Annotated in this window: 24 protein-coding genes; 17 read left to right on the top strand and 7 right to left on the bottom strand. The window is 50.1% G+C overall.

The window, feature by feature from the left end:
* Positions 1 to 92: 92 nt before the first annotated feature.
* Both EDM59_RS18235 and EDM59_RS18230 read right to left on the bottom strand, forming a co-directional pair.
* Positions 93 to 1,682, bottom strand: a complete 1,590-nt coding sequence (locus EDM59_RS18235) for an FMN-binding glutamate synthase family protein (protein WP_122924932.1) — start codon at positions 1,680 to 1,682, stop codon at positions 93 to 95.
* 150 nt (positions 1,683 to 1,832) lie between these two features.
* Complete coding sequence (locus EDM59_RS18230) at positions 1,833 to 2,600, bottom strand: TSUP family transporter (RefSeq protein WP_092267032.1); 768 nt, start codon at positions 2,598 to 2,600, stop codon at positions 1,833 to 1,835.
* A gap of 194 nt (positions 2,601 to 2,794) precedes the next feature.
* On the opposite strand from EDM59_RS18230, the gene EDM59_RS18225 reads away from it, so the two are divergent.
* Complete coding sequence (locus tag EDM59_RS18225) at positions 2,795 to 3,403, top strand: superoxide dismutase (protein ID WP_092267031.1); 609 nt, start codon at positions 2,795 to 2,797, stop codon at positions 3,401 to 3,403.
* Between the two features lie 134 nt (positions 3,404 to 3,537).
* Here EDM59_RS18225 and EDM59_RS18220 read toward each other — a convergent pair whose 3' ends face one another.
* The gene (locus tag EDM59_RS18220) at positions 3,538 to 4,542 is read right to left on the bottom strand and encodes an MBL fold metallo-hydrolase (protein WP_183192948.1); all 1,005 of its coding nucleotides are present in this window, start codon (positions 4,540 to 4,542) and stop codon (positions 3,538 to 3,540) included.
* Between the two features lie 409 nt (positions 4,543 to 4,951).
* Here EDM59_RS18220 and EDM59_RS18215 point away from each other — a divergent pair, with 409 nt between their 5' ends.
* The 11 genes from EDM59_RS18215 (at position 4,952) to mle (ending at position 17,486) form a co-directional block, all read left to right on the top strand.
* Positions 4,952 to 6,025: an extracellular solute-binding protein gene (locus tag EDM59_RS18215; RefSeq protein WP_122924931.1), complete on the top strand. Its 1,074-nt coding sequence runs from the start codon at positions 4,952 to 4,954 to the stop codon at positions 6,023 to 6,025.
* A 15-nt stretch (positions 6,026 to 6,040) separates the two neighbouring features.
* Complete coding sequence (locus tag EDM59_RS18210; protein WP_122924930.1) at positions 6,041 to 7,171, top strand: ABC transporter ATP-binding protein; 1,131 nt, start codon at positions 6,041 to 6,043, stop codon at positions 7,169 to 7,171.
* Positions 7,171 to 8,877: an ABC transporter permease gene (locus EDM59_RS18205; protein WP_122924929.1), complete on the top strand. Its 1,707-nt coding sequence runs from the start codon at positions 7,171 to 7,173 to the stop codon at positions 8,875 to 8,877. Before EDM59_RS18210 ends, EDM59_RS18205 begins: the two co-directional genes overlap by 1 nt.
* Positions 8,878 to 8,913: 36 nt before the next feature.
* Positions 8,914 to 9,684: an HAD-IIA family hydrolase gene (locus EDM59_RS18200; protein WP_122924928.1), complete on the top strand. Its 771-nt coding sequence runs from the start codon at positions 8,914 to 8,916 to the stop codon at positions 9,682 to 9,684.
* A 54-nt stretch (positions 9,685 to 9,738) separates the two neighbouring features.
* Positions 9,739 to 10,296 (top strand): glycerol-3-phosphate responsive antiterminator, encoded by a 558-nt coding sequence (locus tag EDM59_RS18195; protein WP_122924927.1) that lies wholly within the window; start codon positions 9,739 to 9,741, stop codon positions 10,294 to 10,296.
* A gap of 164 nt (positions 10,297 to 10,460) precedes the next feature.
* Positions 10,461 to 12,176 (top strand): glycerol-3-phosphate dehydrogenase/oxidase, encoded by a 1,716-nt coding sequence (locus EDM59_RS18190; protein WP_122924926.1) that lies wholly within the window; start codon positions 10,461 to 10,463, stop codon positions 12,174 to 12,176.
* A gap of 117 nt (positions 12,177 to 12,293) precedes the next feature.
* Complete coding sequence (locus EDM59_RS18185) at positions 12,294 to 13,982, top strand: methyl-accepting chemotaxis protein (protein WP_122924925.1); 1,689 nt, start codon at positions 12,294 to 12,296, stop codon at positions 13,980 to 13,982.
* A 133-nt stretch (positions 13,983 to 14,115) separates the two neighbouring features.
* Complete coding sequence (locus EDM59_RS18180) at positions 14,116 to 14,910, top strand: dioxygenase family protein (protein ID WP_122924924.1); 795 nt, start codon at positions 14,116 to 14,118, stop codon at positions 14,908 to 14,910.
* Positions 14,910 to 15,797: an RNA polymerase sigma-70 factor gene (locus EDM59_RS18175; protein WP_122924923.1), complete on the top strand. Its 888-nt coding sequence runs from the start codon at positions 14,910 to 14,912 to the stop codon at positions 15,795 to 15,797. Before EDM59_RS18180 ends, EDM59_RS18175 begins: the two co-directional genes overlap by 1 nt.
* A gap of 75 nt (positions 15,798 to 15,872) precedes the next feature.
* Complete coding sequence (locus tag EDM59_RS18170; RefSeq protein ID WP_183192963.1) at positions 15,873 to 16,319, top strand: carboxymuconolactone decarboxylase family protein; 447 nt, start codon at positions 15,873 to 15,875, stop codon at positions 16,317 to 16,319.
* 306 nt (positions 16,320 to 16,625) lie between these two features.
* The gene (gene mle / locus EDM59_RS18165) at positions 16,626 to 17,486 is read left to right on the top strand and encodes an alpha/beta fold macrolide esterase (protein WP_122924922.1); all 861 of its coding nucleotides are present in this window, start codon (positions 16,626 to 16,628) and stop codon (positions 17,484 to 17,486) included.
* Between the two features lie 65 nt (positions 17,487 to 17,551).
* On the opposite strand, the gene EDM59_RS18160 is transcribed toward mle, so the two are convergent.
* Both EDM59_RS18160 and EDM59_RS18155 read right to left on the bottom strand, forming a co-directional pair.
* Positions 17,552 to 18,115 carry a pyridoxamine 5'-phosphate oxidase family protein gene (locus EDM59_RS18160; protein ID WP_092267019.1) on the bottom strand — a complete coding sequence of 188 codons (564 nt, stop codon included), beginning with the start codon at positions 18,113 to 18,115 and terminating at the stop codon, positions 17,552 to 17,554.
* A 143-nt stretch (positions 18,116 to 18,258) separates the two neighbouring features.
* The gene (locus tag EDM59_RS18155; protein ID WP_122924921.1) at positions 18,259 to 19,254 is read right to left on the bottom strand and encodes a metal-dependent hydrolase; all 996 of its coding nucleotides are present in this window, start codon (positions 19,252 to 19,254) and stop codon (positions 18,259 to 18,261) included.
* A gap of 165 nt (positions 19,255 to 19,419) precedes the next feature.
* On the opposite strand from EDM59_RS18155, the gene EDM59_RS18150 reads away from it, so the two are divergent.
* Both EDM59_RS18150 and mutY read left to right on the top strand, forming a co-directional pair.
* Positions 19,420 to 19,707, top strand: a complete 288-nt coding sequence (locus tag EDM59_RS18150) for a hypothetical protein (RefSeq protein WP_122925201.1) — start codon at positions 19,420 to 19,422, stop codon at positions 19,705 to 19,707.
* A gap of 24 nt (positions 19,708 to 19,731) precedes the next feature.
* Positions 19,732 to 20,856, top strand: coding sequence for an A/G-specific adenine glycosylase (mutY, locus tag EDM59_RS18145; protein ID WP_122924920.1), 1,125 nt, complete (start codon positions 19,732 to 19,734; stop codon positions 20,854 to 20,856).
* Between the two features lie 59 nt (positions 20,857 to 20,915).
* On the opposite strand, the gene EDM59_RS18140 is transcribed toward mutY, so the two are convergent.
* A complete protein-coding gene (locus EDM59_RS18140; protein ID WP_122924919.1) occupies positions 20,916 to 21,080 on the bottom strand; it encodes a YrzI family protein in 165 nt (54 codons plus the stop codon).
* Positions 21,081 to 21,216: 136 nt separating this feature from the next.
* A complete protein-coding gene (locus tag EDM59_RS31105; protein WP_183192947.1) occupies positions 21,217 to 21,363 on the bottom strand; it encodes a hypothetical protein in 147 nt (48 codons plus the stop codon).
* 652 nt (positions 21,364 to 22,015) lie between these two features.
* On the opposite strand from EDM59_RS31105, the gene EDM59_RS18135 reads away from it, so the two are divergent.
* The 3 genes from EDM59_RS18135 to EDM59_RS18125 are packed head-to-tail and all read left to right on the top strand — an operon-like array spanning position 22,016 to position 24,833.
* On the top strand, positions 22,016 to 22,429 hold the full coding sequence (locus EDM59_RS18135; RefSeq protein WP_092267015.1) for a GNAT family N-acetyltransferase: 414 nt from the start codon (positions 22,016 to 22,018) through the stop codon (positions 22,427 to 22,429).
* A 48-nt stretch (positions 22,430 to 22,477) separates the two neighbouring features.
* Positions 22,478 to 23,014, top strand: coding sequence for a DUF402 domain-containing protein (locus EDM59_RS18130; protein WP_092267014.1), 537 nt, complete (start codon positions 22,478 to 22,480; stop codon positions 23,012 to 23,014).
* 58 nt (positions 23,015 to 23,072) lie between these two features.
* A complete protein-coding gene (locus EDM59_RS18125; protein WP_122924918.1) occupies positions 23,073 to 24,833 on the top strand; it encodes an ABC transporter ATP-binding protein in 1,761 nt (586 codons plus the stop codon).
* The last annotated feature ends 51 nt before the right edge of the window (positions 24,834 to 24,884 follow it).

The raw sequence follows: 24,884 nt of genomic DNA, 5'->3' as shown, positions 1-24,884 counted from the left end.
TGAGCTTGGCGAGACGCCAGGCTTGTCCGAGAGCTTGGCGAAACGCCAGGCTTTTTTTGTTTATACCCATGTACCTGAAAAAAGGCACCTGATCATTGATCAAACGCCTTTTTCCTCGCGGTGGGGTAAGGGAACAAATCCGCGACTCGGATGCTTTGGCCGCTTTCGTTCGAAAACACGACATGCTCCCGGGTGAATTCACGGGGGCTCTTCAGGCCGGAAGCGGCTGCCAGGGAAAACAACCCTTCCCGTAGTTGAAGGATGTAGTTCATCACGCGCCATTGTTTCTCTTCCGGGGCCAGCGCTTCTTGGTATTTGGAATCCGTAGTTGTAATCCCGGTCGGACACTTGCCGGTGTGGCATTGCAGCGCCATAATGCAGCCGTTCGCCATCATAAATCCGCGGGCGGAGTTGACGCAGTCCGCGCCCAGTGCAAGAGCGATGGCCACTTTGTCAGGTGTGATCAGCTTGCCAGATGCGAAAATTTTGAAGCGGTCACGCACGCCGTATTTTCTCGCGGTATCGTCCAGAATGAGCAGCGCAGCAAAAAGCGGTAATCCCATGCCGTCCGCCATTGCCTTGAAAGTCGCTCCGGAGCCCCCCTCGGAACCGTCAACAGTAATGAAGTCCGGAAAGATATCCAGCGCGAGCATAGTCTGAAAAAACGACTCGAGCCTGTGCGAATCGCCGACGACGATTTTGACCCCCACCGGTTTGCCGCCTTCCTCCTGCAAGGTGCCTATGAAACGAAGCGCTTCCTCTGGATTGGTCAGAAATTCGAAGCGGTTCGGCGAGTTCACCGTCTTGCCTACAGGCACCAAGCGCGCTGCTGCGACTTTTTCGGTGACCTTGGTGCCTTCGAGGTGACCGCCGCGTATTTTAGCGCCCTGATGAAATTTCAGTTCGAAAGCCTTGATGTTTGAGAGGCTCGCTTTGCGTTTGTACTCTTCAATAGAAAAGCGGCCAGAATCATCGCGGAAGCCGAACAGGCCAGGCCCGATCTGAGAGACGATATCGGCGCCCGTGTTCAAGTGCACTTCTGCTACCCCGCCCTCCCCCGTATTGATCCAAGAGCCGCCTGCCATGAACGCGCCAGTTCCTGTGGACTGAATATAATGCTCGCCGACAGCTCCGTAGGAAGTAGCAGAAGCGCCAAACATGCCTTTCAGGCGCCACGGATGCTTGCGGTTTTCTCCTACTACGATGACGTCATCATCGTGCAAAAGCCAAGGCTTTACTTGCTCATCTATGAATTTTTCCCTTCTGGTGAACAGCCCTTCATCGGTAATCACATATTTCTTTCCGGGTAGGAGCTTCTCATTGTCTACGCGAAGCTCGCTCGTTAATTGAGGGAACATGGCGTTGGACAAATAGAAGCCAGGCTTCTCATAGTCGCGTCTTCCGCCAAAGGAGATGAGGTCCGTCCGATATTTCGCGGCATAGACGAGACCGACAAAATCGGCCCGCGAGAACGGTTTTCCTTCTGTGTCGTTGTCAAACCAGTATTGGCGAAATTCTGGCCCTAGCTTTTCGAGCAAATAACGCATCCAGCCCAGGAAGGGGTGAGAGCGAATGATGGAATGCTTTGGTTTTTTCGATAAGGCGTACATATAACCGAAAAATATCAGTGGAGGCAATGCAACGATAAGAAGCAGTATGACCAGCAGGACTGTAGGCACCATCTTGCTAAAACCTCCCGAAGCGTATACATCGATCATCATGAAACAGGTATAGCTTACCGCCAATTACCAATTCTCATTCTGTCTTCGGGAAACGAAGGGCAAGAAAAAAAGCGCCTCCCTGGACAGGTGGACGCTCGCTGTTGATTGTGCTTACGAAAAAATCAATTCATATACCATTTTGGTAATCAGCGTGATGGAAACGATCAAAAACAGGGGACGAACATAGCGGACGCCGGTTTTGATCGCCATACGAGCTCCGAGCGAAGCCCCGAGCAGCATGGCCACACCCATGACCAGACCTGTTACGAAAACGACCTTGCCTTCGAGAGTGAAGACAGTGAGAGCGGCGATGTTACTCGCCAGATTGAGGATGCGCCCGTTTCCGGCAGCGATGACGAAATCATAGCCGAAGAGCAGCACCATCAGGAAAACGAAAAACGAACCTGTACCCGGTCCGAAAAATCCATCGTAGAATCCGATCAGAAAAGTAAACGGAATCCCTACGCTGAGTGTGAACTTGGTGTAGCCCTTGAAGTTGGCTACTTCCCCGAACCGTTTATTAAATAAGGTATAAACGAATATGAGGGCCATCATAATAATCACGAGCACTTTCAGGAGCTCCTGCGGAACGAACAGAACCGTCTTGGCACCGAAGTAGGCTCCGATTAGCGAGACCGGGAACAACATGTACATCAGTTTCTTGTCAAATTTGCCGCTCCGGATAAACGTAATGGAACTGGTAGCCGAAGAAATCGTGCCGGCTAGCTTGTTTGTGCCCAAAGCGAGGTAAGGGGGCATCCCAAGTCCGAGCAAAGCAGGGAGGGAGATCAGGCCGCCACCGCCTACCGTACTATCAATAAAGGCGGCGACAAAACCGAATAATGCGAGAAAAAGTATCGTCGATAAATCCATTTCCACGAGAATCACCTAGTTTTCCATGTTTGTAATAAACCAAGTCTAGCACGGACGAACTCGATTGCAAGATGGAAATCTTTGAAATAAAAAATAATAGATTACGATACTTTGCATACCTATTTGTTGTAAAAGTGAGTCTGTTGAATTATAATAGACCTGTAGCTTGACCCATACATATTTCGAGGAGGAATGTTACAATGGCACATCAACTTCCTGCATTGCCTTACGCGCACAATGCTCTGGAACCGCATATCGACGCTCAAACAATGGAAATCCACCATGGACGTCACCACGCAACTTATGTAAACAACCTCAACGCTGCTCTGGAAGCTCACGCTGACCTGCAAGACAAAAGCGTAGAAGAATTGATCAGCAACATCGACGCTTTGCCAGAAGGCATCCGCACAGCAGTTCGTAACAACGGTGGCGGACATGCGAACCACACTCTCTTCTGGGAAATCCTGAGCCCGAACGGCGGCGGCGCACCAGCTGGTGAACTGGCTGACGCAATCAACGCGGCTTTCGGAAGCTTTGACAACTTCAAAGCTGAATTCGCAAAAGCAGCAACTGGCCGTTTCGGTTCCGGTTGGGCTTGGCTGGTAGCAGATGGCGGTAAGGTAGCCATCACTTCCACTCCAAACCAAGACAGCCCTGTAATGGAAGGCAAAACGCCTATCCTCGGTCTGGATGTTTGGGAGCATGCTTACTACCTGAAATATCAAAACAAACGCCCTGACTACATCGGCGCGTTCTGGAACGTAGTAAACTGGGATGAAGTAAGCAAACGTTTCGCTGCTGCGAAATAATAGCTGCTTATCACAAAGAGGAAGGCTTGTCGCTCTATTATCGCGACAAGCCTTTTTTGTGCAGATAAGAATGGATCAGACTTCGCCAATGGCTCGGCAAAGCCAAGTTTTCTCCGTTGCCATACGGTATGAAATTAGGGAATCAGCCCCACATGCGGCTCTTTGATCGTGACCTGATCACCGATGGTAAAGGACATCAAGTCTTGGCCGACAACCAGTTTTCCATCATATGTTTGGTTTGTCCGCACAGCGAGATTGGCATCGGCGTCGCTCAATCCGTCGAGAAGCACGATATGCGAGTAGACGGCGAGCTTTGGCTGAACCTGTTGGAATACCTTCGCTGCTTCTTCCGGAGTCGTATGTTTTGACAATATCTTTTGAATAGCAGGCGAGTGATTGTCCGGCTTGGCAGCGGCTACTTCATGGATGAGCAGATCAGTACCTTTCGCCTGCTGAATCAGCTTTTCGTTGTAGCGGGTATCGCCCGAGATCACAACAGAGTGACCCTTGTAATTCACTCGATAACCATAGCTGGGCTCCATAGGCGGGTGATCAACGAGAAAGGCGACAACCTGCACGCCATTCTTCTCATAGACGACCCCTTCCTCTATGTCTTGTCCAACAGCAGTGAGCCCATCCAGTGCTTCTTTTTGATTTTCTTTCCGTCCCTCGATGTCATCGTGGAAAGCTTCTTCTAAATTTGCCATCATCTCTTTTGTTCCGGCAGGTCCCCACACCTGAAAAGGAGTGGAACGCTTCCCGGCCGTTGGCAGCGAGCCTGTCAGCCAAACATCCGGTATGCCAATCGTATGGTCGGAGTGCAAATGGGTCAAAAACAGCTTGTCAATCTCTCCGGGCATGATGGACAGCTGGTTGAGTCGCAGGGCAGCGCCTCTCCCTGCATCAAAAAGCAGTTGCTCCGAACCCGCCTCGACCAAGGTAGCAGGTCCAAATCGCTCCATGCTAAGCAGAGGGGAGCCTGTACCGAGCAACGTCACTTTCATGACGGCGGAATCGGCAGCAGCGGCTTGCTCCTGTGCATGAGCGGTACCCGAATACGAGAGCGGAGCTGGCAGCAACAGGGAACAGGTGATCAGCGCTACAGACAGGGGAACAGTAAGCAGTCGAGTTTTTTTCATGGGAACTCCTTTCAAATGTTGTTTAAAATAGAAAACGTTGTTTTGTATATAATGCACTCACGTCAGGTGCCGGGTCAATAAATCGAATAAAATTGATTGTTTATTATTTATTTTCAGAAAAAATGAAGTGGCAAGTGACAAAATTGGAAAAAAACATAAATGTAAGTGTTTTCATTGACAAATATGTATAGTATGCCTATAATTCCCTTTAGAATGACTTGTTAATCGACAATACAGTTCACATACGGTTAGGCGGAGAAAATGGAGAAAACCCTTACCCGTAAACACATGACCCTCAGGGGGGAGTAGTGTGTTTATGCTGTGTAAGGGTTTTTTCCTTTTTTGTGTCTCCAATACTTGATTCACTTATGGTGGTCGATTAACAGAAGAATAGAGAGGGGTCTGACAAATGAAAAAGAAGAACAAATGGTTTCATGGGGTTGCAACAGCAGCATTGCTTACATCTGTTGTACTCGCAGGATGCTCTTCCTCTGAGGGGACTGCTGCTGGTAACACGGCAAGCACGGATGGCGGAGGAAAAAAAGAGCTAGGTTCTATCGCGTTTTATTCACCTGAGACACCGGATATGACCAAAGAGATGGGACAAGCATTTGAAAAATTGAAGCCAGGCTCGTCCGTGAATGTGCAATACGCTGGTACCAACGTACTCGTAAACCGCATGATCGCCGAGAAAGACAATCCAATGGCTGACCTTTGGTACGGCGGAGGAGGCTTCCTGCCGTTCGAGTCTGCGAAAGATAAAGGAATCATCACATCCTACACACCTGAAGCGATCAAAGATTGGCCAGAAGTACAGGATGGCATCAAAGTCCGCGACAAAGATTGGAAGTGGATCGGTGCTGAAGTATTCGTACTCGGCTTTGTCTACAATACGGATCTGGTGAAGCCAGAAGAATTGCCGAAAACTTGGGACGATTTGCTCGATCCAAAATGGAAGGGCAAAATTCAAATGCCAAACCCTGCAGCATCGGGTACAGCGACTCTCCTCGTACTTAGCCAGTTGATGGAAAAGGGCGAAGAACCAGGTTGGGAATATTTCAAGAAACTGGTGGATCAGATGAGCGCGATGCCGGATTCAGGATCTGCTCCTACGAAAGCGGTTGCAAAGGGAGAGGCTTTGATCGGAATTGGTTTTGACTTTATGGCGTACGAGAACAAAGCAAAAGGCGAGAAAGTGGACTTCATCGTGCCTGAAAAAACGCCAATCATCGTAAACCCTGTTTCTTTGGTAGAGAATGGGCCAAATCCGGATGGAGGAAAAGCGTTCATCGACTACCTGCTCTCCAAAGAAGGACAACAAAAATTGGCTGACTGGTACCATATCCCTATCTCTAAAGAAGTGCAATCCAAGACTCCTCTGACATTGGAAAAAGTCATTCCGCACGCACAGGAGATGGATGTAGATTGGGTCGTGCAAAACTACGACCGCGTACGTAACGAATGGCGTCAAAAATTCCAATAAGAGGGGGATCTTCCAATGGGATCGGTGAAGATTGAGCACTTAAACAAACAATTTAACGGAAACACCGCTTTGGAAGATGTCAATCTGGAGATTCAAGAGGGCGAGTTTTTCGCCCTCCTGGGTCCATCCGGTTGCGGGAAAACGACGACGATGCGTTGTGTAGCCGGTTTTGAGACGCCGACCTCCGGATCGATTTACATCGGTGATCGAAACGTAAATCAGATTCCAGCAAATCAACGAAACTGCGGGATGGTTTTCCAAAGCTATGCACTGTTTCCTCATCTAAATGTCTTCGAAAATGTGGCGTACAGTTTAAATATTCGCCGTTTTTATGAAGGCGGTTTTGGCACAAAGCTTTCGACATTGGCACATTTGCTGAACAGAAGGCTCGGCAAGGTAGATCGTGCCACCGAGCAAAAAGTCAGGGATGCTCTTGATTTTGTGGAATTGGGACATCTGGCTGATCGTCTGCCAGGTCAATTGTCCGGTGGTCAGCAGCAGCGTGTGGCACTCGCTCGAGCACTTGTGATGGAGCCCGCTGTTTTGCTGATGGACGAGCCTCTCTCCAATTTGGATAAAAAGCTGCGCAACGTCATGCGCGTCACGATTCGGCAGATCCAGCAAAAGGTAGGGATCACGACGATTTTCGTCACGCACGATCAGGAGGAAGCCATGAGCATGGCAGACCGTGTGGCGGTCATGCACGGAGGTCGCCTGGTGCAGGTTGATACGCCTACGGCTTTGTACAGCAACCCGACAAACAAGTTTGTAGCCGATTTTGTAGGTTCTTCCAACATCTTGAACGGAACGGTCAAAGGGGTAAACGAATCTGGCGAAACCTTGATTGAGATTGGGGAAAACAGATTCCTTCGTTCCACGTACCCAACGAACAAAAAAGACGTAGAAGTCATCATCAGACCTGAGAGCATCCGCCTGTTAACGAGCGAGAAAGCAGCTGACGACGAGAACATCTTGGATGGAACGATTGAACTATCCACTTATTTGGGCCCGACGATCCGATACGATGTCAAGGTTGGCGAGTTGCGCTTTGAGGTTGATACGGTGTTCGAAGCGGGCAGTCCAATCTTGCCATCAGGAACAACGGTGAAGCTGCAAATCGATCCGAATCGAGTGGTGGCGTTATGATGAAACGTTTGACCGCAAAGCTTAATGGGTTAACCGTTCTCAAGTGGCTGATTTATCTGTTCTTCTTTGTTTTCCTGCTTGTACCGCTCTTTTCGATTCTGCTCGTCAGCTTTACAGGCCAGCCTGTAAATATTTTCGGCAGCTTTACTAGCCAGAAAATATTCGATTCGACAATAAAGAAGCTCTCCAATATTTCTGTGGAAGCCTACACGTCGATCTTTAGTGAAGGAAACAGCTATTTCGCCGCTTTGATGAACAGCTTGAAGCTGGGGACAGGCGTGGCTGTTCTGGTTACCGTGATCGTACTGCCCATCGCCTATGCGTTTGCTCGAACGAAGATGCCGTTTAAGTCTTTCTTTGCGGCTTTGTGCACGATTCCGTTGATCATGCCTACGTTTATCTCTTCCCATGCCTTTGTCCTGATGTTTGGCAAAACAGGCTGGGTGACGCAGCTCTACCATAGCTTTGGCGGGGAGGGTGTCCTTTTTGATGTGCAATCCATGCTCGGGATCGTACTCGTACAAGTCTTTTTCTTCTTCCCGTATGCGCTATGGCCAATGGTTGCCGCATTCAAGATTTGTGATGTCACCTTGGAAGAGGCTTCGCAAAATTTGGGAGCGAAGAGCTGGTATACGTTCTTGCGAGTCACACTGCCGCTTGCGGTTCCCGGGATCGTCTCTAGTATGCTGTTGATTTTTACGGTCAGCTTTTCCGATTTTGGGACACCGATTATTTTGGCACCAAAGGAATTGAATCTGATTGTCGTAGAGTCCTACCGGGAGATTGCAGGGTTCTTTAACTGGGCAGGTTCGGCAGTATTGACTGTCATCATGCTGCTAGTCGCAGCTTTCTTCTTCTGGCTGCAACGTCTTGTGATTAAAGGGAGAGAGTACGGAACCATTTCCGGAAAACCAACGAAGCAAAAGCTGAACGACCACAAAGGAACCATTGCCGGTTTGACTATCTACACGTTTTTGGTCATGCTGGTTCCCATTTTAGCGCTAGGCTCGATTTTCCTATCCTCGATTGCGACGACATGGGGACACCATGCGCTGCCGGACGGCTATACCATGAGTCATTACAAGACCATTTTCAGTACCTCGGGCAAGAATATTTGGAACAGTATGGTGCTCGCTGCCGGTACGCTGGTGCTCAGCGTAGTGATTTCGACCTTTGTTTCTTATTTTGTTGTTCGTCGTGGATCGGGCGGGCTCGACTTCGTATCGTCTATTCCGTTGATCGTGCCTGGTATCGCGCTGGGGATCGCGCTGATCCAGACCTTTAACACAGCGCCAATCCATCTGACAGGTACGGCATTATTGCTCATCATCGCCTATACGATTCGCCGTATGCCGTACATGATTCGTTCGACGATGAGCTCAATGATGGCGATACGCAAAGACATTGAAGAGGCTGCTGTCAGCTTGGGAGCTTCCTCTCTCATCGCCGCGATCACAGTCATCGGTCCATTGATGCTGCCAGGCATTGCAGCGGGAGCCATTCTGGTTTTTGTTACCGTCATTAAGGAAACGAGTATTTCGATTCTTTTGGCTCCGACGGAATGGGCACCCATGAGCTTGGCCGTGTTCCAAAACCTGCTGCGCGGCGAATATTATACGGCGTGCGCGATGGCGATCTTGATTATCGTGATCGTGATTATTCTCCAAGCTCTGGCGAAGAAGATCACAAAAGATCAGCTCTATTGATAGTCGACAGAACAGGAAGGCAGGAGTGTGTGAGGAATGAAGGGATTTATTTTTGATCTGGACGGAACCGTCTATCTGGGAGACCAGTTAATTGAAGGGGCAGTGGAAGCTATTCACGCCTTGCGCAGCAGAGGGGATAAAGTCGTATTCCTTTCCAACAAGCCCATAGCGACCCGGCAGTCATACGCGCACAAGTTGACCAAAATGGGGATTCCTACAAGCGTAGACGATATTTTGAATTCGTCTTTGATCGTCGCACGCTATTTACAAAATGTGTGCAAAACAGAGGATAAGGTATTGGTGATCGGAGAAGAACCGATTCGTGACGAGCTGCGTGATCACGGTATTGCCATGAGCGAGAATCCGCTGGAAGTGAGCTACGTCGTGCTTTCTTGGGATCGTCAGTTTACCTATGACCGACTCAATGACTTGTATCAAGCTGCGATCCGGGGAGCCGTTGTGATTGCCTCCAATCCTGATCGTACATGCCCGCTGGAAGATGGGCAGATTCCAGATACGGGTGCCCTGATCGGCGCACTCGAGGGAGCGACAGGTACGCCCATTCAGCTCGTTGTCGGCAAACCGTCCAAGATCGCGGCGGAGGCTGCCGTTCAGCATCTCGGGCTGGATTATGACGCTTGCTACATGGTCGGAGATCGTCTGGAGACAGATATCAAGATGGGGAACGATACGGGAATGAATTCTGTTCTCGTCCTGACCGGGATCACTACACGCGAGATGGCAGAAACCAGTGAACATACTCCTCGCTATATACTGAATAGTATTAAAGACATCGTTAACCTCTGAGATAAGCATGTTATAATTTAGGGTAAGGATTCCAGTTCAATGGAGGTTAATGGAATGTACCCGATTGTTGATCTGGTCGAATGCCAGACAATTGCCGCAGTTCAGGACGAACAGCATTTAGAGATTGCAATCCAAAGCGAAGCGAATATTATCTTCTTGCTTACAGGGTCGATTTTCAACATGAAAGAGCTGGTGGATCGAGTCAAGGCCGTCGATAAACACGTATTCTTGCACATGGAGTTTATCGAAGGCATCGCAGCGGATAAAAGCGGTGTCGCTTATGTCGCCAAAAATATAGCACCGACCGGGATCATTTCGACCAGAAGCAACCTGATCCGGGTGGCTAAAGAGATGAACCTGATGGCGATTCAACGCATTTTTTTGATCGATCGTAATGCAGTGCTCAAAGGAATCAAAGTAATCGAGCAATCTTTGCCTGACGCAGTCGAGGTAATGCCAGGTGTCATGCCTCGCGTTATTCAGGAGATGACGAACTTGACGCCTTTGCCGATCATTGCGGGTGGATTGATCGATACCAAAAAAGAGATTAACGAAGCTTTGGCCGCTGGAGCACTAGCTGTTTCTGTCGGAACAAATGAATTATGGTCGTAGCACCATAGCATTTTCATAAGGGAAGAGAACAAGAGAACCCCCTGTGGAGAAGCTGCAACTTGACCTGTTCAAGTTGCTCTTTTCCATGGGGGTTTTCTGTTTTTTTACAGTAAGAATTTATAAGATTCTTAACCAGTATATGCAAATAGAGAGGGAGAGCGGAGATGAACACTCATTTTTCTGCGAATAATCGGACTGCTGTCCTCACCAGTATGGCAGAAAAAGAATTAGACCTGCTGGTTATTGGAGGCGGAATTACAGGAGCGGGGATTGCACTCGATGCGAGTCAGCGAGGAATTCGCGTCGGCCTGTTGGAGAAGAACGACTTCGGGTCCGGCACCAGCAGCCGATCCACGAAGCTGATCCATGGCGGATTGCGTTATTTAAAGCAAGGAGATGTCAAACTTGTACAGGAGGTAGGCCGCGAACGAGCCATCTTGTACAAAAATGCACCGCATCTCGTTGTTGCGGCCCCGATGCTGCTCCCTGTTTACAACGGAGGGACGTACGGATATTTGGCGTCCTCTGTTGGACTGTACGTCTACGATTGGCTCGCAGGAGTAGAGCGTAAGGAACGGCGCAAAATGATGAGCAGGGAAGAGACACTGCGCCTCGAGCCTCTGTTGAAAAAAGACGGCTTGAAGGGCGCAGGCTACTATTACGAGTACCGAACAGACGATGCGAGACTTACGCTGGACATCATGAAGACCGCCTGGCGCCAAGGGGCAAGCATCGTCAACTATTCGGAGATGACCGAATTTATTTACCGTGGGCAGAAGGCAGTCGGCGTCAAGGTAACGGATCGTCATTTAGGAAAGACATACGAGATTTATGCGAAAAAAATCGTCAATGCAACGGGACCGTGGGTAGATGGCGTACGCAAGCTCGATGGCTCACTGAAAGGGAAGCGCCTCTATTTAACCAAAGGTGTACATCTGGTGGTGGAAAAGGAAAAGCTGCCGGTTACGCAATCTGCTTACTTCGATACTCCGGATGGACGCATGATGTTCGTCATTCCACGTGGGAATATCACGTATGTCGGCACCACTGATACGGGCTACAAGCAAGACATCGATCAGCCGCGCACGACAAAAGAAGATCGGGACTATTTGCTGCGAGCAGTGAACGCGATGTTCCCGGATGTGAAGCTGGAAGAGAAAGATGTAGTCTCTCATTGGGCAGGGCTCCGTCCACTCATCTATGAGGAAGGAAAAGGCCCATCTGAGCTGTCTCGCAAAGATGAGATATTTATCTCGGATTCAGGTCTGATCACTATCGCTGGCGGAAAGCTGACAGGATTTCGGAAGATGGCTGAAAAAGTGGTTGATTTGGTCGCGGTGGATTTATCCAGGGAGTCAGGCCGTCGATTTGACGCTTGTCATACAGATCAAACCGTGATCAGTGGCGGTGAACGTATGGGACATACCGATTATGCAGCCTGCAAGCAGGAGCTTTTGCAAGCGGGCGTGTCCAAAGGGGTAGACGCTGCTACGGCACAAGAATGGATCGATACCTACGGAACCAACACCCTGCACATATACAGCCGATTGGAAACGCTCCAAGAAAAGGGGAAGAAGCAAAGCGAAGAGCAGCTTCTGTGGGCGCAGCTCTCGTATGCGATGGAAGCAGAGATGACCACGACAGCAGTTGATTTCCTTCGCCTGCGTACGGGCTGGACCTATTTTCAGGTAAAGAAAGCGGAGGAGAAGGCTGATGCGGTCATTCGGATGATGGGGGCCACGCTGGGATGGAACGAAGCCCAAAAAGAAAAAGAACGCGGAGCCGTCAACGATTTGCTGGAAACGATTTACTATCTCCCCAAAAATGAAGAGGAAATCGCTCTGACATCCAATCCACCAACAAAGCGAAAAGCGTTGTAGATAAAGAGTTGGAGAAAAAGTGCCCGTTTGGTCAGGTTCTTTTTCTCCGCTTTTTTGTAGCTTGGCCAAGCAGCTGTGCAGCACGTTTTTTAAAAAATCAGGTAGGGAGCAAGTGAGATGAGGCAGACGGTAGGAACGAAGTTGTTTGCAGGGTTTTTGTGCATGCTGATCCTCATGGCCGCTTTAGGCTGGCTAGGATTGCGAACAGAAGAACAAATCAATAGCAAGGCAGAGGAGATCAATGAAAAATGGCTTCCCAAGACAACAGCAATCTTACATATCAAATATCAGACAGAGCACTTTTTTTCATTGCAGCTTCAATACGCAAGTACGAGTGATTTGAGCAAAAAGGGCATTATCGACGGGGAAGCAAAGCAGACGCTTGAACAGATCCAAAAGCAATTTGAGGAGTATGGAAACCATCCCTTGAGCAAGGAGGAGGAAAAGTATTTTCAATCCTTGCAGGCTTCCTGGACCAACTATCAACTGGCTTATCAGACACTGGTGGAGCAGTCGGGGGAAGTCTCGCTCGCAGATTTGCAACGGGAAGCAGACACCATGTTTCAGGTGATGGAGGGCTATTTAGAAAATCTCATACGCATGAGTCAGGAGGGAGCGGCGACTGCAACCGCTCAGGCCACTTCTCTACATGAGTCGGGGAGAAAAAATACGCTGATCAGTATGGGGATCGCTCTCTTCATCAGTATGCTGCTCTCGTTTATGCTAACCAGACACATCCGCCGGCCTTTGCTGCAGGTTGTACAAGCCGTCAAGCTGGTCACAGAGGGGCAGCTGGGCAAGACGGATCTTGTCGTGCTAAATCGGGATGAAATCGGAGAATTGGCCAAGCATGTCAATGAAATGCGTCACAAGCTGCGGGAATTTGCCATGCAAGTAAACGCCACCGCCCAGCATGTTACGCACTCATCGGTACAATTGAGTGGACATGCTGAGGAGACACTTGAAGCAAGCAACCAAATTGCTGTTGCGATGGAAGAAATCTCTGCGGGAAGCGACGCTACTGTCGCGAGCACAGATGAGAGCGCCAAGGCCATGGAAGAAATGGCGATTGGCATTCAACGTGTGGCGGAGTCTACGGCTTCATTGGCAGAGGCATCGATCTGTGCGGAACAAGATGCGAATCACGGTATTCACGCGCTAGTAAAAGCAACGACTCAGATGGACGCTATTACTGCGGCGATGGATGAATCGGTTATTGCGATACAGCTGTTGGGAGAAAGCTCGCAGAAGATTCATCAAATCGTCGAGATGATCACACAGATTGCGTCCCAGACGAATTTGCTTGCGCTGAATGCGGCGATCGAGGCAGCGCGGGCGGGAGAGCAGGGACGAGGGTTTTCTGTCGTAGCGGAAGAGGTACGCCAACTAGCAGAAAGCTCGGATCGGTTTGCCAAGCAGATCGCCGTCCTGATTAAAAACGTACAAGTAGAGGCTAACCAAGCGGTCGTTTCCATGCAAAGCATGTCTCAGGACGTTCACTACGGTGCATCTGTATTAAAGGAAGCAGAGGTAGCCTTTGAGCAAATCACCCACGGGATGGGACAGATTTCGAGTCAGGTGCAAGAGGTATCGGCGATAACGGAAGAGATGTCGGCCAGTGTCGAGCAACTGTCCGCATCTTCCGTACAGACAGCTTCCGTGGTGAAGGGGGGAGCCCAGCAAACCTATAAGATCGTGGAGGCTACCCAGACACAGGTGCGGGCGTGTGAAGAAGTAAATGCTGCCTCTCGTTCGCTAGAGAGGCAGGCAGAAGAGCTAAAGCGAGCGGTGGAGTGGTTCCGGTAGGGGATTTCAGAGGGTTGTGGTGGAGGAATAGACGCCTATTTCGATCAGGACGATGCTAAGGATAGAAATAGGAAGGCAGATCGGTTATAATACTTACGAAAAGTAACCGTGTTGAAAGAGGAGAGTGTTTCAGATGATGCCATCCCTGTTCATTGCTCACGGCTCACCCATGCTCGCAATCGAAGACAATTCCTATACACAAGCGCTGCATAGCCTGCCAAATCTGCTCCCGCACCGTCCGCACGCGATCGTGATGTTCTCTGCTCACTGGGAAGCGTTTGCCCAAGAAGTCGGTGTCATGGAGACATTTCCAACCATTCACGATTTCGGCGGCTTTCCGCAGGCACTGTACGAAATTCAGTATCCCGCAAAAGGGGATGAGGAGATCGCGCAGGAAGCAGTAGTGCTGCTGCAAGAGGCGGGTATCCCCGTCAACCTGAACCGTTCCCGCGGCCTGGATCACGGTCATTGGGTGGTGCTGCGAAAAGTATATCCGGATGCGGATGTGCCTGTTGTGGCGCTCTCCGTGAATCCGAATCTGACGGTCGAGCAGCAGTACATGATCGGAAAAGCACTGGCACCCCTGCGTGCCAAAGATGTCCTGATTATCGGCAGCGGCAGCACGATCCATAATTTCTCCTATCTCGACATGCGGGAAACATCGGGCGGAGCCTTTGAGTGGTCCCTGCAGTTTGAGGAATGGCTCAAAGAAACGCTGATGGAATGGAACGTGACCGATCTGGCTCAATATCGCACGCTGGCTCCCCATGCAGAAAAAGCGGTTCCCGCCTATGGCAGTGAGCACTTTGTCCCTCTCGTCTATGCGATGGGAGCGGCGGATGACGATCGCATCGCGCAGCGTCTGCATATGAGCTTCCGTTATGGCAGCCTCAGCCATACGATCTGGCAGTTCGGGACAGCAGAATAATGACGAGGCTCATGGAGGATGTCTATCGGCAGTACAAATCGCTGATGTTTTCCCTCGCCTATCGCATGCTGGGTTCCGTGGCTGAGGCGGAGGACATCGTACAGGAGACGTTTCTTGCCTTGACGCAGAGCGACATCGATGACATTCAACACATGAAAAGCTATCTCTGCAAAGCTGTGACCAACCGCTGCCTGGATACGATGAAGTCCGCCCGTTGGAAAAGGGAGCAGTACGTAGGAGAGTGGCTGCCAGAGCCACTGGCGGATGATGCGACAGGCAGTGACCCTCTTCAGTCAGTTTTGATGGAAGAATCGGTATCCTACGGGCTTCTCGTTCTGCTGGAGACTTTGTCACCGGATGAACGTGTGGTCTACGTATTGCGGACTGCGCTTGGGTATGAGTACAGTACCCTCGCTGAGATATTGAACAAATCCGAAGCAGCCTGCCGCAAGCTGCTCAGCCGTGCCCAGCAAAAACTGAACGGAGCGGGCTTGCAGGTAGAAGTCCAGCCGGAACGCTCCAAAAGACTGGTCGAACAACTGATTTCAGCGATCTCTCACGCGGATTCACAGGCACTGGTGCAGCTGTTGAGCGAGGACGCGGTGCTGATTTCGGATGGCGGAGGGAAAACGCGTGCTGCGCTGCATCCGATTTTCTCCGATCAGCGTATTGTGGCATTTCTCACGGGCATCTGGCGCAAATGGGAAGACGCCCGTGTCGATCTGCAGATTCGTTCGATCAACGGACAGCCGGGTATCATCATAGCGGTTGAGGGCCAGCCGATTCGAGTCATCTCGCTGGTACTCAATCCGCATGAGGACAGGATCGAAAGGATCTATTTCGTGGTCAATCCAGAAAAATTGACCCATTTTTCCCCGAAAGCGTGATTTTTGGTCACAAGAGTATCCCTTCCCTCGTCTAGGAGAATGGAAAGCCAAAAACAAGCGAAGGGAAAGATGAACATGAAAGCGAGAATGAATTATAGATCTGCAAATCCGCAAGCGTTTCAAGCGATGATCAAGCTCGAGGGCTACGTCCAGGAGTGCGGGCTGGAAAAGGGCCTGATGGAGCTGATCAAAATCCGTGCTTCGCAAATCAATGGCTGCGCCTTCTGCCTCGACATGCACACGAAGGATGCGCGTAAGCTAGGGGAAACCGAGCAGCGCATTTATTTGCTCAGCGCGTGGAGAGAGGCTGCCTTCTACACAGCTGCTGAGCGTGCTGCACTCGCTTTGACCGAAGCGGTTACCACGATCTCGGTCGGCGGCGTATCCGATGAGCTGTACGAAGAGGTTCGCAAGCATTTTGATGAAAAGCAATTCGTGTCGTTGATTATGGCGATCAACGTGATCAACGCCTGGAATCGTCTGGCTATCACTACAGGGATGACCGCACCGGCTGAGCTGTAAGCGGTTCGAGAGTGAAAACACATGAGGGGCATGGGGAGAGCGATCTTTCCTATGCCCTTCCTTTTTTTATGGCAAAAAGGATTCATTGCGAATCGATCAAAGGACGCCGAATCTGGTACAATGGGGAAGGGAGTAATCCCAATTCTATGTAGCTTCGAGGTGTGTAGCATGATTATCAAATTCATTCGTTTGCGATAATGGGGAGAGTTTCTCAAGCGGCTCATTCATTTTTCTGTAAAATGCTTGGGTTTATTTGAGTCTGTCTTTCTTCCGTATTGCCTAAAAACGAATGAAATGGGGAGCCACATGAGAACAGAAACCATCCAACAAGTAAATGGTGTTGAAATATGTGCGCAGAGCTTTGGCGATCCGAAAGATCCAGCTGTCTTGCTGATTATGGGAGCCATGTGCTCGATGGTGTATTGGGATACTACGTTTTGCGAAAGATTGGCTGAGACGGGCCGCTACGTTATCCGTTTTGACAATCGGGATGTCGGGCGTTCTACTGTCTACGCTCCAGGGACAAAAAATTACTCGGTAGCGGATATGGCAAACGACGCGGTTGGCGTGCTTGATGCATACCAGATTGAAAAGGCGCATCTCGTCGGGATGTCGCTGGGGGGAATGATCGCGCAGGTCATGGCGGTCTATTATCCGGAGCGCGTGCAGTCAATGACACTGATTGCTTCCGGCTTGTTTGGCTCAGACAAAAATCATCGCAATCTGCCGCCGATGGACGAGAGCGTACTCGCCTATCATGCAAAAGGGGCTTCGCTCGACTGGACAGATGAAAAGGCCGTAGCGGATTATTTGGTAGCAGGCTCAGCCATTTTGTGCGGTCCTGCCCACGTCTTCGAGGAAGAACGTGTTTACGCGCAAGTCACGGAAGAAATCAAGCGAGCCAACAACCTGCTCAGCATGTTCAATCACGCGCAGCTCGTGGGAGATGACGCTTTTGAAGGACGGCAATCTGAAATCAAAGCACCGACACTGGTGATCCACGGCACGCATGATACGATTCTGCCTTTTCCGCATGCGGAGGCGCTCACAGCGGAGATTCCGACGGCGACGCTATTGACGCTTGAAGGGTCCGGTCATGAGATGCACAGCGATGATTGGGAAACGATCATCTCAGGCATTTACAGGCATACGAGCTCGGCAGAGTAAGCGAGCATACAAAAGGGGTTGTGACCGGTTTACGCCGATCGCAACCCCTTTATTCCTACAGGACACTACGACTGAGCGGGTTTTCCTGTATCGTCACCCACTGTTCTTCCCGGATAAAAAAGCTTTTCCTCCGGCACTGGGCTTCCTTTTGCCGTCAAGCTGTCTGGCGTGATGCGGAAAACCGCCGTGACACTGCCCATCGAGGAGCGGTATTTGAGCACATGCTGTAGGGAAAGCGGCTCTTTGTAGTAACCAGGCACGTACTTGTCGAGCATCGCCTGCATAGCATCCCGCATTTCCTCAGGCTCCTGCACGCGCGCGATTGTTCCTGACAAAAAGACGCTCATATAGGCGGTATCGGTATGGGCAGGGATCGGGTCGGCGATGGTGCCGTATTCCTCGGTTACGCTAAAACAAACACGGCTATTCGCGTCGATCATCTCGACCTTTCGACCGGAGTCCGCTCCGTGAAAGTAAATCTGTCCATTCCACCAGCAAAAATTCAAGGGAACGATATACGGTTCATCTCCATTGGACAATCCGAGATTCCCTACTTTGGCATGAGACAGGAACGCATCGATTTGTGCTTGATCGGTTAGCGTTCGCTTTGAATAGCGAATGGGTATCATGATAAATCCCTCCATCGGACAAGTTCCTTGAGCAGTAGTAGCCTTAGCTTAGAGGTTTTTTGACTCGGTAAAAAGGGGCAGTTTTCCACAGAAGGGGCAGGTCAAAATGCAAAAAAGCCGTCCATGGAGAGGACGGCGAGAGGTTATCCGAGCTGGCGATTGGGGTCCATTTTCTTGGTCAGCTGATCTTCTCCGCGATGGATCCAGCCAACAAACGAATCCCGTATTTGCAGATCAAAGCCTAGGTAAACAACCGCGACGAACATGTAGTGGCTTTTTCCCTGGAAGCGTGAACGATACCGCAGATCGATCCATTTGACCTCATAGCCGAAGGGGCGCTCTGTCGTCTCTACGTGCACATGATGGGTGAACGAGAGGAAGGACTGCACCTTGCGACTTTTTTTGGCTGCGGCGATTCGTTCGTTTTCGGGCTTGATCGAAAAGGTGTCGAGAATGATCACTTCACCCGAGTGGATCTCGCCCACATACCAATGATGCTCGGTCTTGGCAACGAAAGTCCAATTTGACCACGAAATCGTGGGAATGATCGTATAGGTGCCTGACTTGCCTATGCGTTGACGGACGAGCTCCGTCGTTCGCTTTTGTGCTTGGCATCGCCAGTAGTAGTACACGGCGATGATCACATAAATCCAAAGAAACAGCCTTCCCGGTTCAAGGCCTGCTGCCCATAGCATAAAGCCAACCAGATGCGCAGCAAAGATGAACGGGTCAAAAATAAAAATGGCATTCAGAGCGACCCATTTGTCTCGAAACGGATACAACCCCTTGGTACCATAGGAATTGAACAAGTCGACGAAAACGTGTAAGCAGACGGCCAGAAAGATCCAGCCTAATAAATGGAGCCACGAGGTTTGTGGCATGATGGTCTGAATAAGAGCAAATGTAGCCCCTGTCCAGAGAAACAGTGCTGGTACTGAATGCGATACGCCTCGATGGTTGCGAACATAAGCTGCGGTGCCGCGTATACGGATCAAGCCGTCCAGATCAGGTGCTTGTGAGCCGATGATCGTGCCGATCATCACAGCTTCCGCGAGTCCTGGAGTCGATGCTACGACAGGATCGAGATAGGCGAGACCTGCCAATCCGAAGCCCATAGCAAAATGTGTGGCGGTATCCATGGAATCGGCGTACCCCTCCTTTCCTCCCTGTTGTATTTATTATGGTTTATTATAGCGTGGAGAGCAGGAGAATTCCCGCCTCATTTGAAAAAAATTGTGATCTTGTTCGGGTTTCCACAAACAAGTATGATGAGGAAGATTGACCTCGAAAGGGAGGACAAAGTGATGCTGACTGTGTTTATCGAATATAAGCTGGACCCTGCCAAGCGACAGGATGCGCTCATACTGCTCGAAGAAATGGCTGAAAAGCTGGCCGCGATGGGAGCCGCTTCATACTCCTGTTTGGAAGGGATCGATCAGCCAGGCTTGTTCGTCGAAATGTTTGAAGTCCGAGAAGTCGAGCAGTACGAGAAAATCAAGGCATGGCGTTTGGAAGATGAAGCTTTTTGTGCCTGTGTGTCGGGCGGTGCTGCCAAGCTGCACGTCTGGGCGTTCCGTGCCGTGAAGCGATAACGAAAAGGAGCAAACATACAAAAGATGGCTGGAAAGAAAACGAAAGAACTGCCTTATACATTGCCGGAAGAATTTCATGTCTTTGGTTTCTCATCCGATTTGCTGGCCTGGTACGATTCGCAAAAGCGGGATCTGCCTTGGCGGATTAACCGAGACCCTTATCGCGTGTGGGTATCGGAAATCATGCTGCAGCAAACGCGCGTAGAAACCGTTAAACCTTATTATGCGAATTTCATGGAGAAATTCCCGACGATCGGCGCATTGGCAGAAGCTCCCGAAGACGAAGTGCTAAAAGCGTGGGAAGGACTTGGCTATTACTCGCGGGCACGCAACCTGCAGGCGGCAGCACGCGAGGTTCAGGCACGCTACGGTGGAGTGGTACCCGACTCGCCGGAGGAAATCGCCACACTAAAAGGAGTAGGACCTTACACAGCTGGGGCGATTTTGAGCATTGCTTATGAAAAAGCAGAGCCTGCCGTCGATGGAAACGTGATGCGGGTTTTCTCACGCTTGCTCTATTTGACAGATGATATTGCCAAACCGGCGACACGGATCAAAATCGAGCATCTCGTTCGCCAGGTGATTCCACATGGACGAGCCGGCGATTTCAATCAGGCGCTGATGGAGCTGGGCGCGATGGTCTGTGTACCGCGCACGCCGCAATGCTTGACCTGTCCGGTTTTTGATTATTGCATGGCTCGTCAGGAGGGGGTACAGGAAGACCTCCCGATCAAAGGAAAAGCGAAGCCGCCGCGTCCGATTCATCTCCAGGTCGGTGTCATTCGAAAGGAAGGGAAAGTCTTGATCAACAAGAGACCGGAAACCGGACTTTTGGCTGGCATGTGGGAGTTCCCGATGGTGGAGACGGATGTCGAGCGTGACGCGGCCAAGCAGGAAGTATTGGCAAACGGGATTCGCGAGCGCTTCGGCATCGATATCGAAGTGATCGACATGCTGGGAGACGTGCAGCATACCTTTTCCCACTTGCAATGGAATATGCAGGTGAGGTCCTGTGACTGGATCGATGGTGAGGAATTGCCACCTCATGCCCGATTTGTGGAAATCGATGAATTGGATACCTATACTTTTCCTGGGGCCCATCACAAAATTCGCGATTTAATGCAAAAACGAAATGAGTCTGCCAGATAAACAAAAGCCCTGCTTCTTTGCAGGGCTTTCTAACGTAGGCTAAGCTCAATTGCTGTCTATTAACGAAACCAAAATTCCGGATACTGCGCTGCGATTTGACGCTTGCGCTCTTCCATTTCAGCGATGGCAAGATCCCGTTTACATCTTGCTTCACGTTGTGCGGGCGTTAATTGCCGCTTTTCGAATTTGATCGTGATGGTGAAAAAAATCATTGGAATGTACATTCTATATCCCTCCCATCCCAAAGGAATTGGTCAGTCAGCCGCCGTCTATCGATTTGACTCCTGTAAACCTCATCACCTGACGCTTTTTTCTGCTTTTCATAAAAACATCCCTCCTGAATGAATTTTTTACGTGGCATTAGATGCGGCTGAGCAGTTGTGCAGCTTCGTACGCGTGAGCTTCCGCGCGCTTCTCCAAATAGTGGGAGCGTTCGCTTTCAACCATGCGTTCTACAGCAGAAGAACGTTCAATTTTGATCGTGAAGAAAAGAAAGTTGAGTACCATATCGAATCACCTCCTCTCAAGGTGGAGTTTTTGGTAAAAAATGGATGTTGATTGACACAGAAAAGACCGCGGACGACGGCCTGCGGTCTGGAAACAGCTCTCCCAAAAGGAAAGACCACAAGCGACAACGCCTGCGGTCTGGTATGTAACGAATAGTCATTAGTAAAGACACGAATGACAACTACGATTCGTTTTTCCAGGAGGCGTTGCGATATTCAGTTGTAGCAACCATAAGACGATCCGCATAAGTGAGGTGGTTCATAACGACAGTCATCATTTTGTTGCAGCCTCCTTTCATTCGAGTAGTTGTGAAAAATCTTACTCTTAGAATATGGGAATTTTTTCCCTATGTAAAGCACTTTTTACCTAAGTTCAAAAAGAAAATATATTCTGACAATTATTCAGCGAATTGCTGGCAAAGCTCACTGTTCATGGTGCGGCCTGGACAAGTCTGCAGGATGCCCATGCATCGAAAGCGGACAACGGATTTGGACCAAACATCTTCCGTGCGCGAAGCGGGTAGCGCAAGAGAGAGGGGAGTTGTATAATTAATTTCTGACCGATTTTGCAGGTGATCTGAGTATGTCACGTGCAAGACAAACTTGTGTAAGTGGTGTACAATAGTAGAAGAAGGCAACGAAGGAGGCAACGTATGCTGATTCGTCCGTTTCGACTCGGTGACTATTCGGCTATAACTAGCATCTGGCAGGAAACCGGTTTGGACCAATCGGACACGGAGTCGTTGAACGATTTGGCCCAACAATTGGCATGGGACAGCGATTTAGTGATGGTTGCAGAAAAGGAAGGCAAAGTCATAGGGGTCGTGGTAGGCACCATCGATGGGGCTCGCGCCTATTTTTACAGACTTGCCGTTTTACCAAGTGAACAAGGAACAGGCATAGGCAGACAGCTGGTGGAAGCAATCGAGAAGCGGTTCAAGCAACGAGGCGTAAATCGCGTACTGATCATGGTGAATCAGGATAACCCAGAAGTTCTGCCCTTTTACCATTCGCTTGGCTATGAAATGCAAAAATATGTTACACTTTCCAAAAAGCTCTCTTCTTAAAGGAGGCTTGTCCCCATTCAGATAGAGAAGAGAAGAAAGGGGAGAGTCATGTCGCCGACTCCAGGCTCCAACATCCGCATTGAAAGTTATAAACATGACCATTCGTTGCACCGCATATGGGACAAATCTACGTTGATTCATACCAGTGATGCGGTCGTGATTGGGGGAAATGATCGAGTCAAGGTGACAGAGGCAGACGGGCGGGAGTGGCGTACGCGCGAACCGGCTATTTGTACATTTGGTCGAGGACAGTGGTTCAATACCATTGCCATGATTCGTGATGACGGCATTTATTATTACTGCAACATTGGTTCGCCATTCAGTATGAAGGGGCAACTGCTGAGTTACATAGACTACGATCTGGACGTAAAAGTCTATCCCGACATGACGTATTCCATTTTAGACGAAGAGGAATTCCTTTTGCATAGCAAGCAGATGAATTATCCTCCGATTGTGGTGGAGCAGGTACAGACTGCTTTGCGGGAAGTGCTTGATTGGGTTCGTGCACGCCGTGGACCTTTTCAGAGTGGATTTGTCCAACGTTGGTACGAGCGTTATCTTTTAGTAAGAGACGATGAGGAATAATCCCTTTCCCGTAAAACCGGGGGAGGGATTTCCTTGTTTGCAAAGGAGTGTGTAGCGATTGAGCATAAGGCGTTATTTATCCTACGTGCTGCCTTATTGGAAAATGATCGTAGGCACCGTATTTATCGGAATCATCAAGTTTGCCATCCCTCTTTTATTGCCGCTTTTGATCAAATACGTCATTGACGATTTGCTGCCAAGCCCTATTCCCCAGGAAGAAAAGCTGACAAAATTATTTTGGCTCATGCTCGGAGCCTTCCTCTTGTTTACGGTTGTTCGTGCGCCTGTGGAATACATCAGGCAATACTATGCCCAGTGGGTATCCAGCCGGATATTGTTCGATATCCGCAATCAGCTGTTTTCCCATCTGCAGCGACTTTCGTTGCGGTACTACAACAATACGAAAACGGGCGAAATTATTTCTCGGGTGATCAACGACGTCGAATCCACCAAGACCTTTGTGGAAACAGGGCTCATGAATCTGTGGCTGGATCTCATCACCATCGTGCTGACCCTGGGAATCATGTTTTATATGGATCTCGAGCTGACGATTGTAGCGATCATCGTATTCCCACTGTACAGCATCTCCGTTAAGTATTTCTACAAGCGTTTACGTCAGCTGACAAGAGAACGGTCAGCGGCACTGGCTCATCTGCAAGGCCATTTGTACGAGCGGGTAAACGGAATGTCGCTGATCCGCAGCTTCGCCCTCGAAGAGCATGAGAGCAAGCAGTTCTCCAAGGAAAACGATCACTTTTTGAAAAAAGCATTGGCACACACCCGGTGGAATGCCAATACGTTTGCTGTCGTCAATACGGTGACAGACATCGCGCCCCTTCTGGTCATCGCTTACGCGGGCTATCAGGTGGTTGGCGGCTCCATGAGCGTAGGGACGCTTGTCGCTTTTTATGCGTATCTCGATCGGCTCTACACGCCGCTGCGACGTCTGGTGAACTCATCGACCGTACTGACGCAGGCTGTTGCTTCCATGGACCGGATGTTTGAATTTCTCGATGAGGACTATGACATCGTCGATCGGCCTGGGGCGCGAAATCTGCCAGTAGACCCTGTTACGAAGCGAATTCGCGGCGAAGTACGCTTTGAGAATGTGTCTTTTCGCTATCGGGAGGAAGGACCGCTGGTGCTTGAGAACATTACCCTCACGATTGAGCCAGGCGAGACGGTTGCTCTCGTCGGTATGTCGGGCGGAGGAAAATCGTCCATGATCAGTCTGCTGCCCCGCTTTTGGGACGTGACAGAAGGACGAATCCTCGTAGATGGCATGGATGTGCGGGACGTCAAGCTTAGCAGCCTGCGCAATCACATCGGGATGGTGCAGCAGGATAATATCCTCTTTAGCGAGTCGGCCAGGGCCAATATTGTGATGGGGAAGCCCGACGCCAGCCACGAGGAGGTTGTGAGGGCGGCCGAGGCAGCAAATGCGCACGACTTTATTTCCAGCCTGCCGAACGGGTACGATACGGAGCTGGGGGAGAGAGGCGTCAAGCTGTCGGGAGGGCAAAAGCAGCGGGTAGCCATCGCACGTGTATTTCTACGCGATCCGGGCATTCTGATTCTGGATGAAGCGACTTCGGCTCTCGATCTGGAATCGGAGCATATGATCCAGGAATCGCTGGCTCGCTTGACGAATGGCAGAACGACAATCATTGTCGCCCATCGACTTTCGACCATCACGCATGCGGATAAAATTGTTGTGATGAAGGAAGGGCAGATCGTGGAACAAGGCAAGCACGAGGAGCTTCTGGAGAAAAGAGGGGTATACCATGGCCTGTGGAGTGTTCAGGATCTAGGGAAGTAAACGGGGCGGCTTCTACACTCGCGCATACAAGAGCAGGGTGGATAGAAGAGA

Origin of the sequence: Brevibacillus nitrificans, from assembly GCF_003710965.1 — a bacterium.
GTDB classification, from domain to species: Bacteria; Bacillota; Bacilli; order Brevibacillales; family Brevibacillaceae; genus Brevibacillus; species Brevibacillus centrosporus.
Note: the sequence above shows the minus strand (reverse complement) of the source record. Positions and strands in the feature narration are given on the sequence as shown.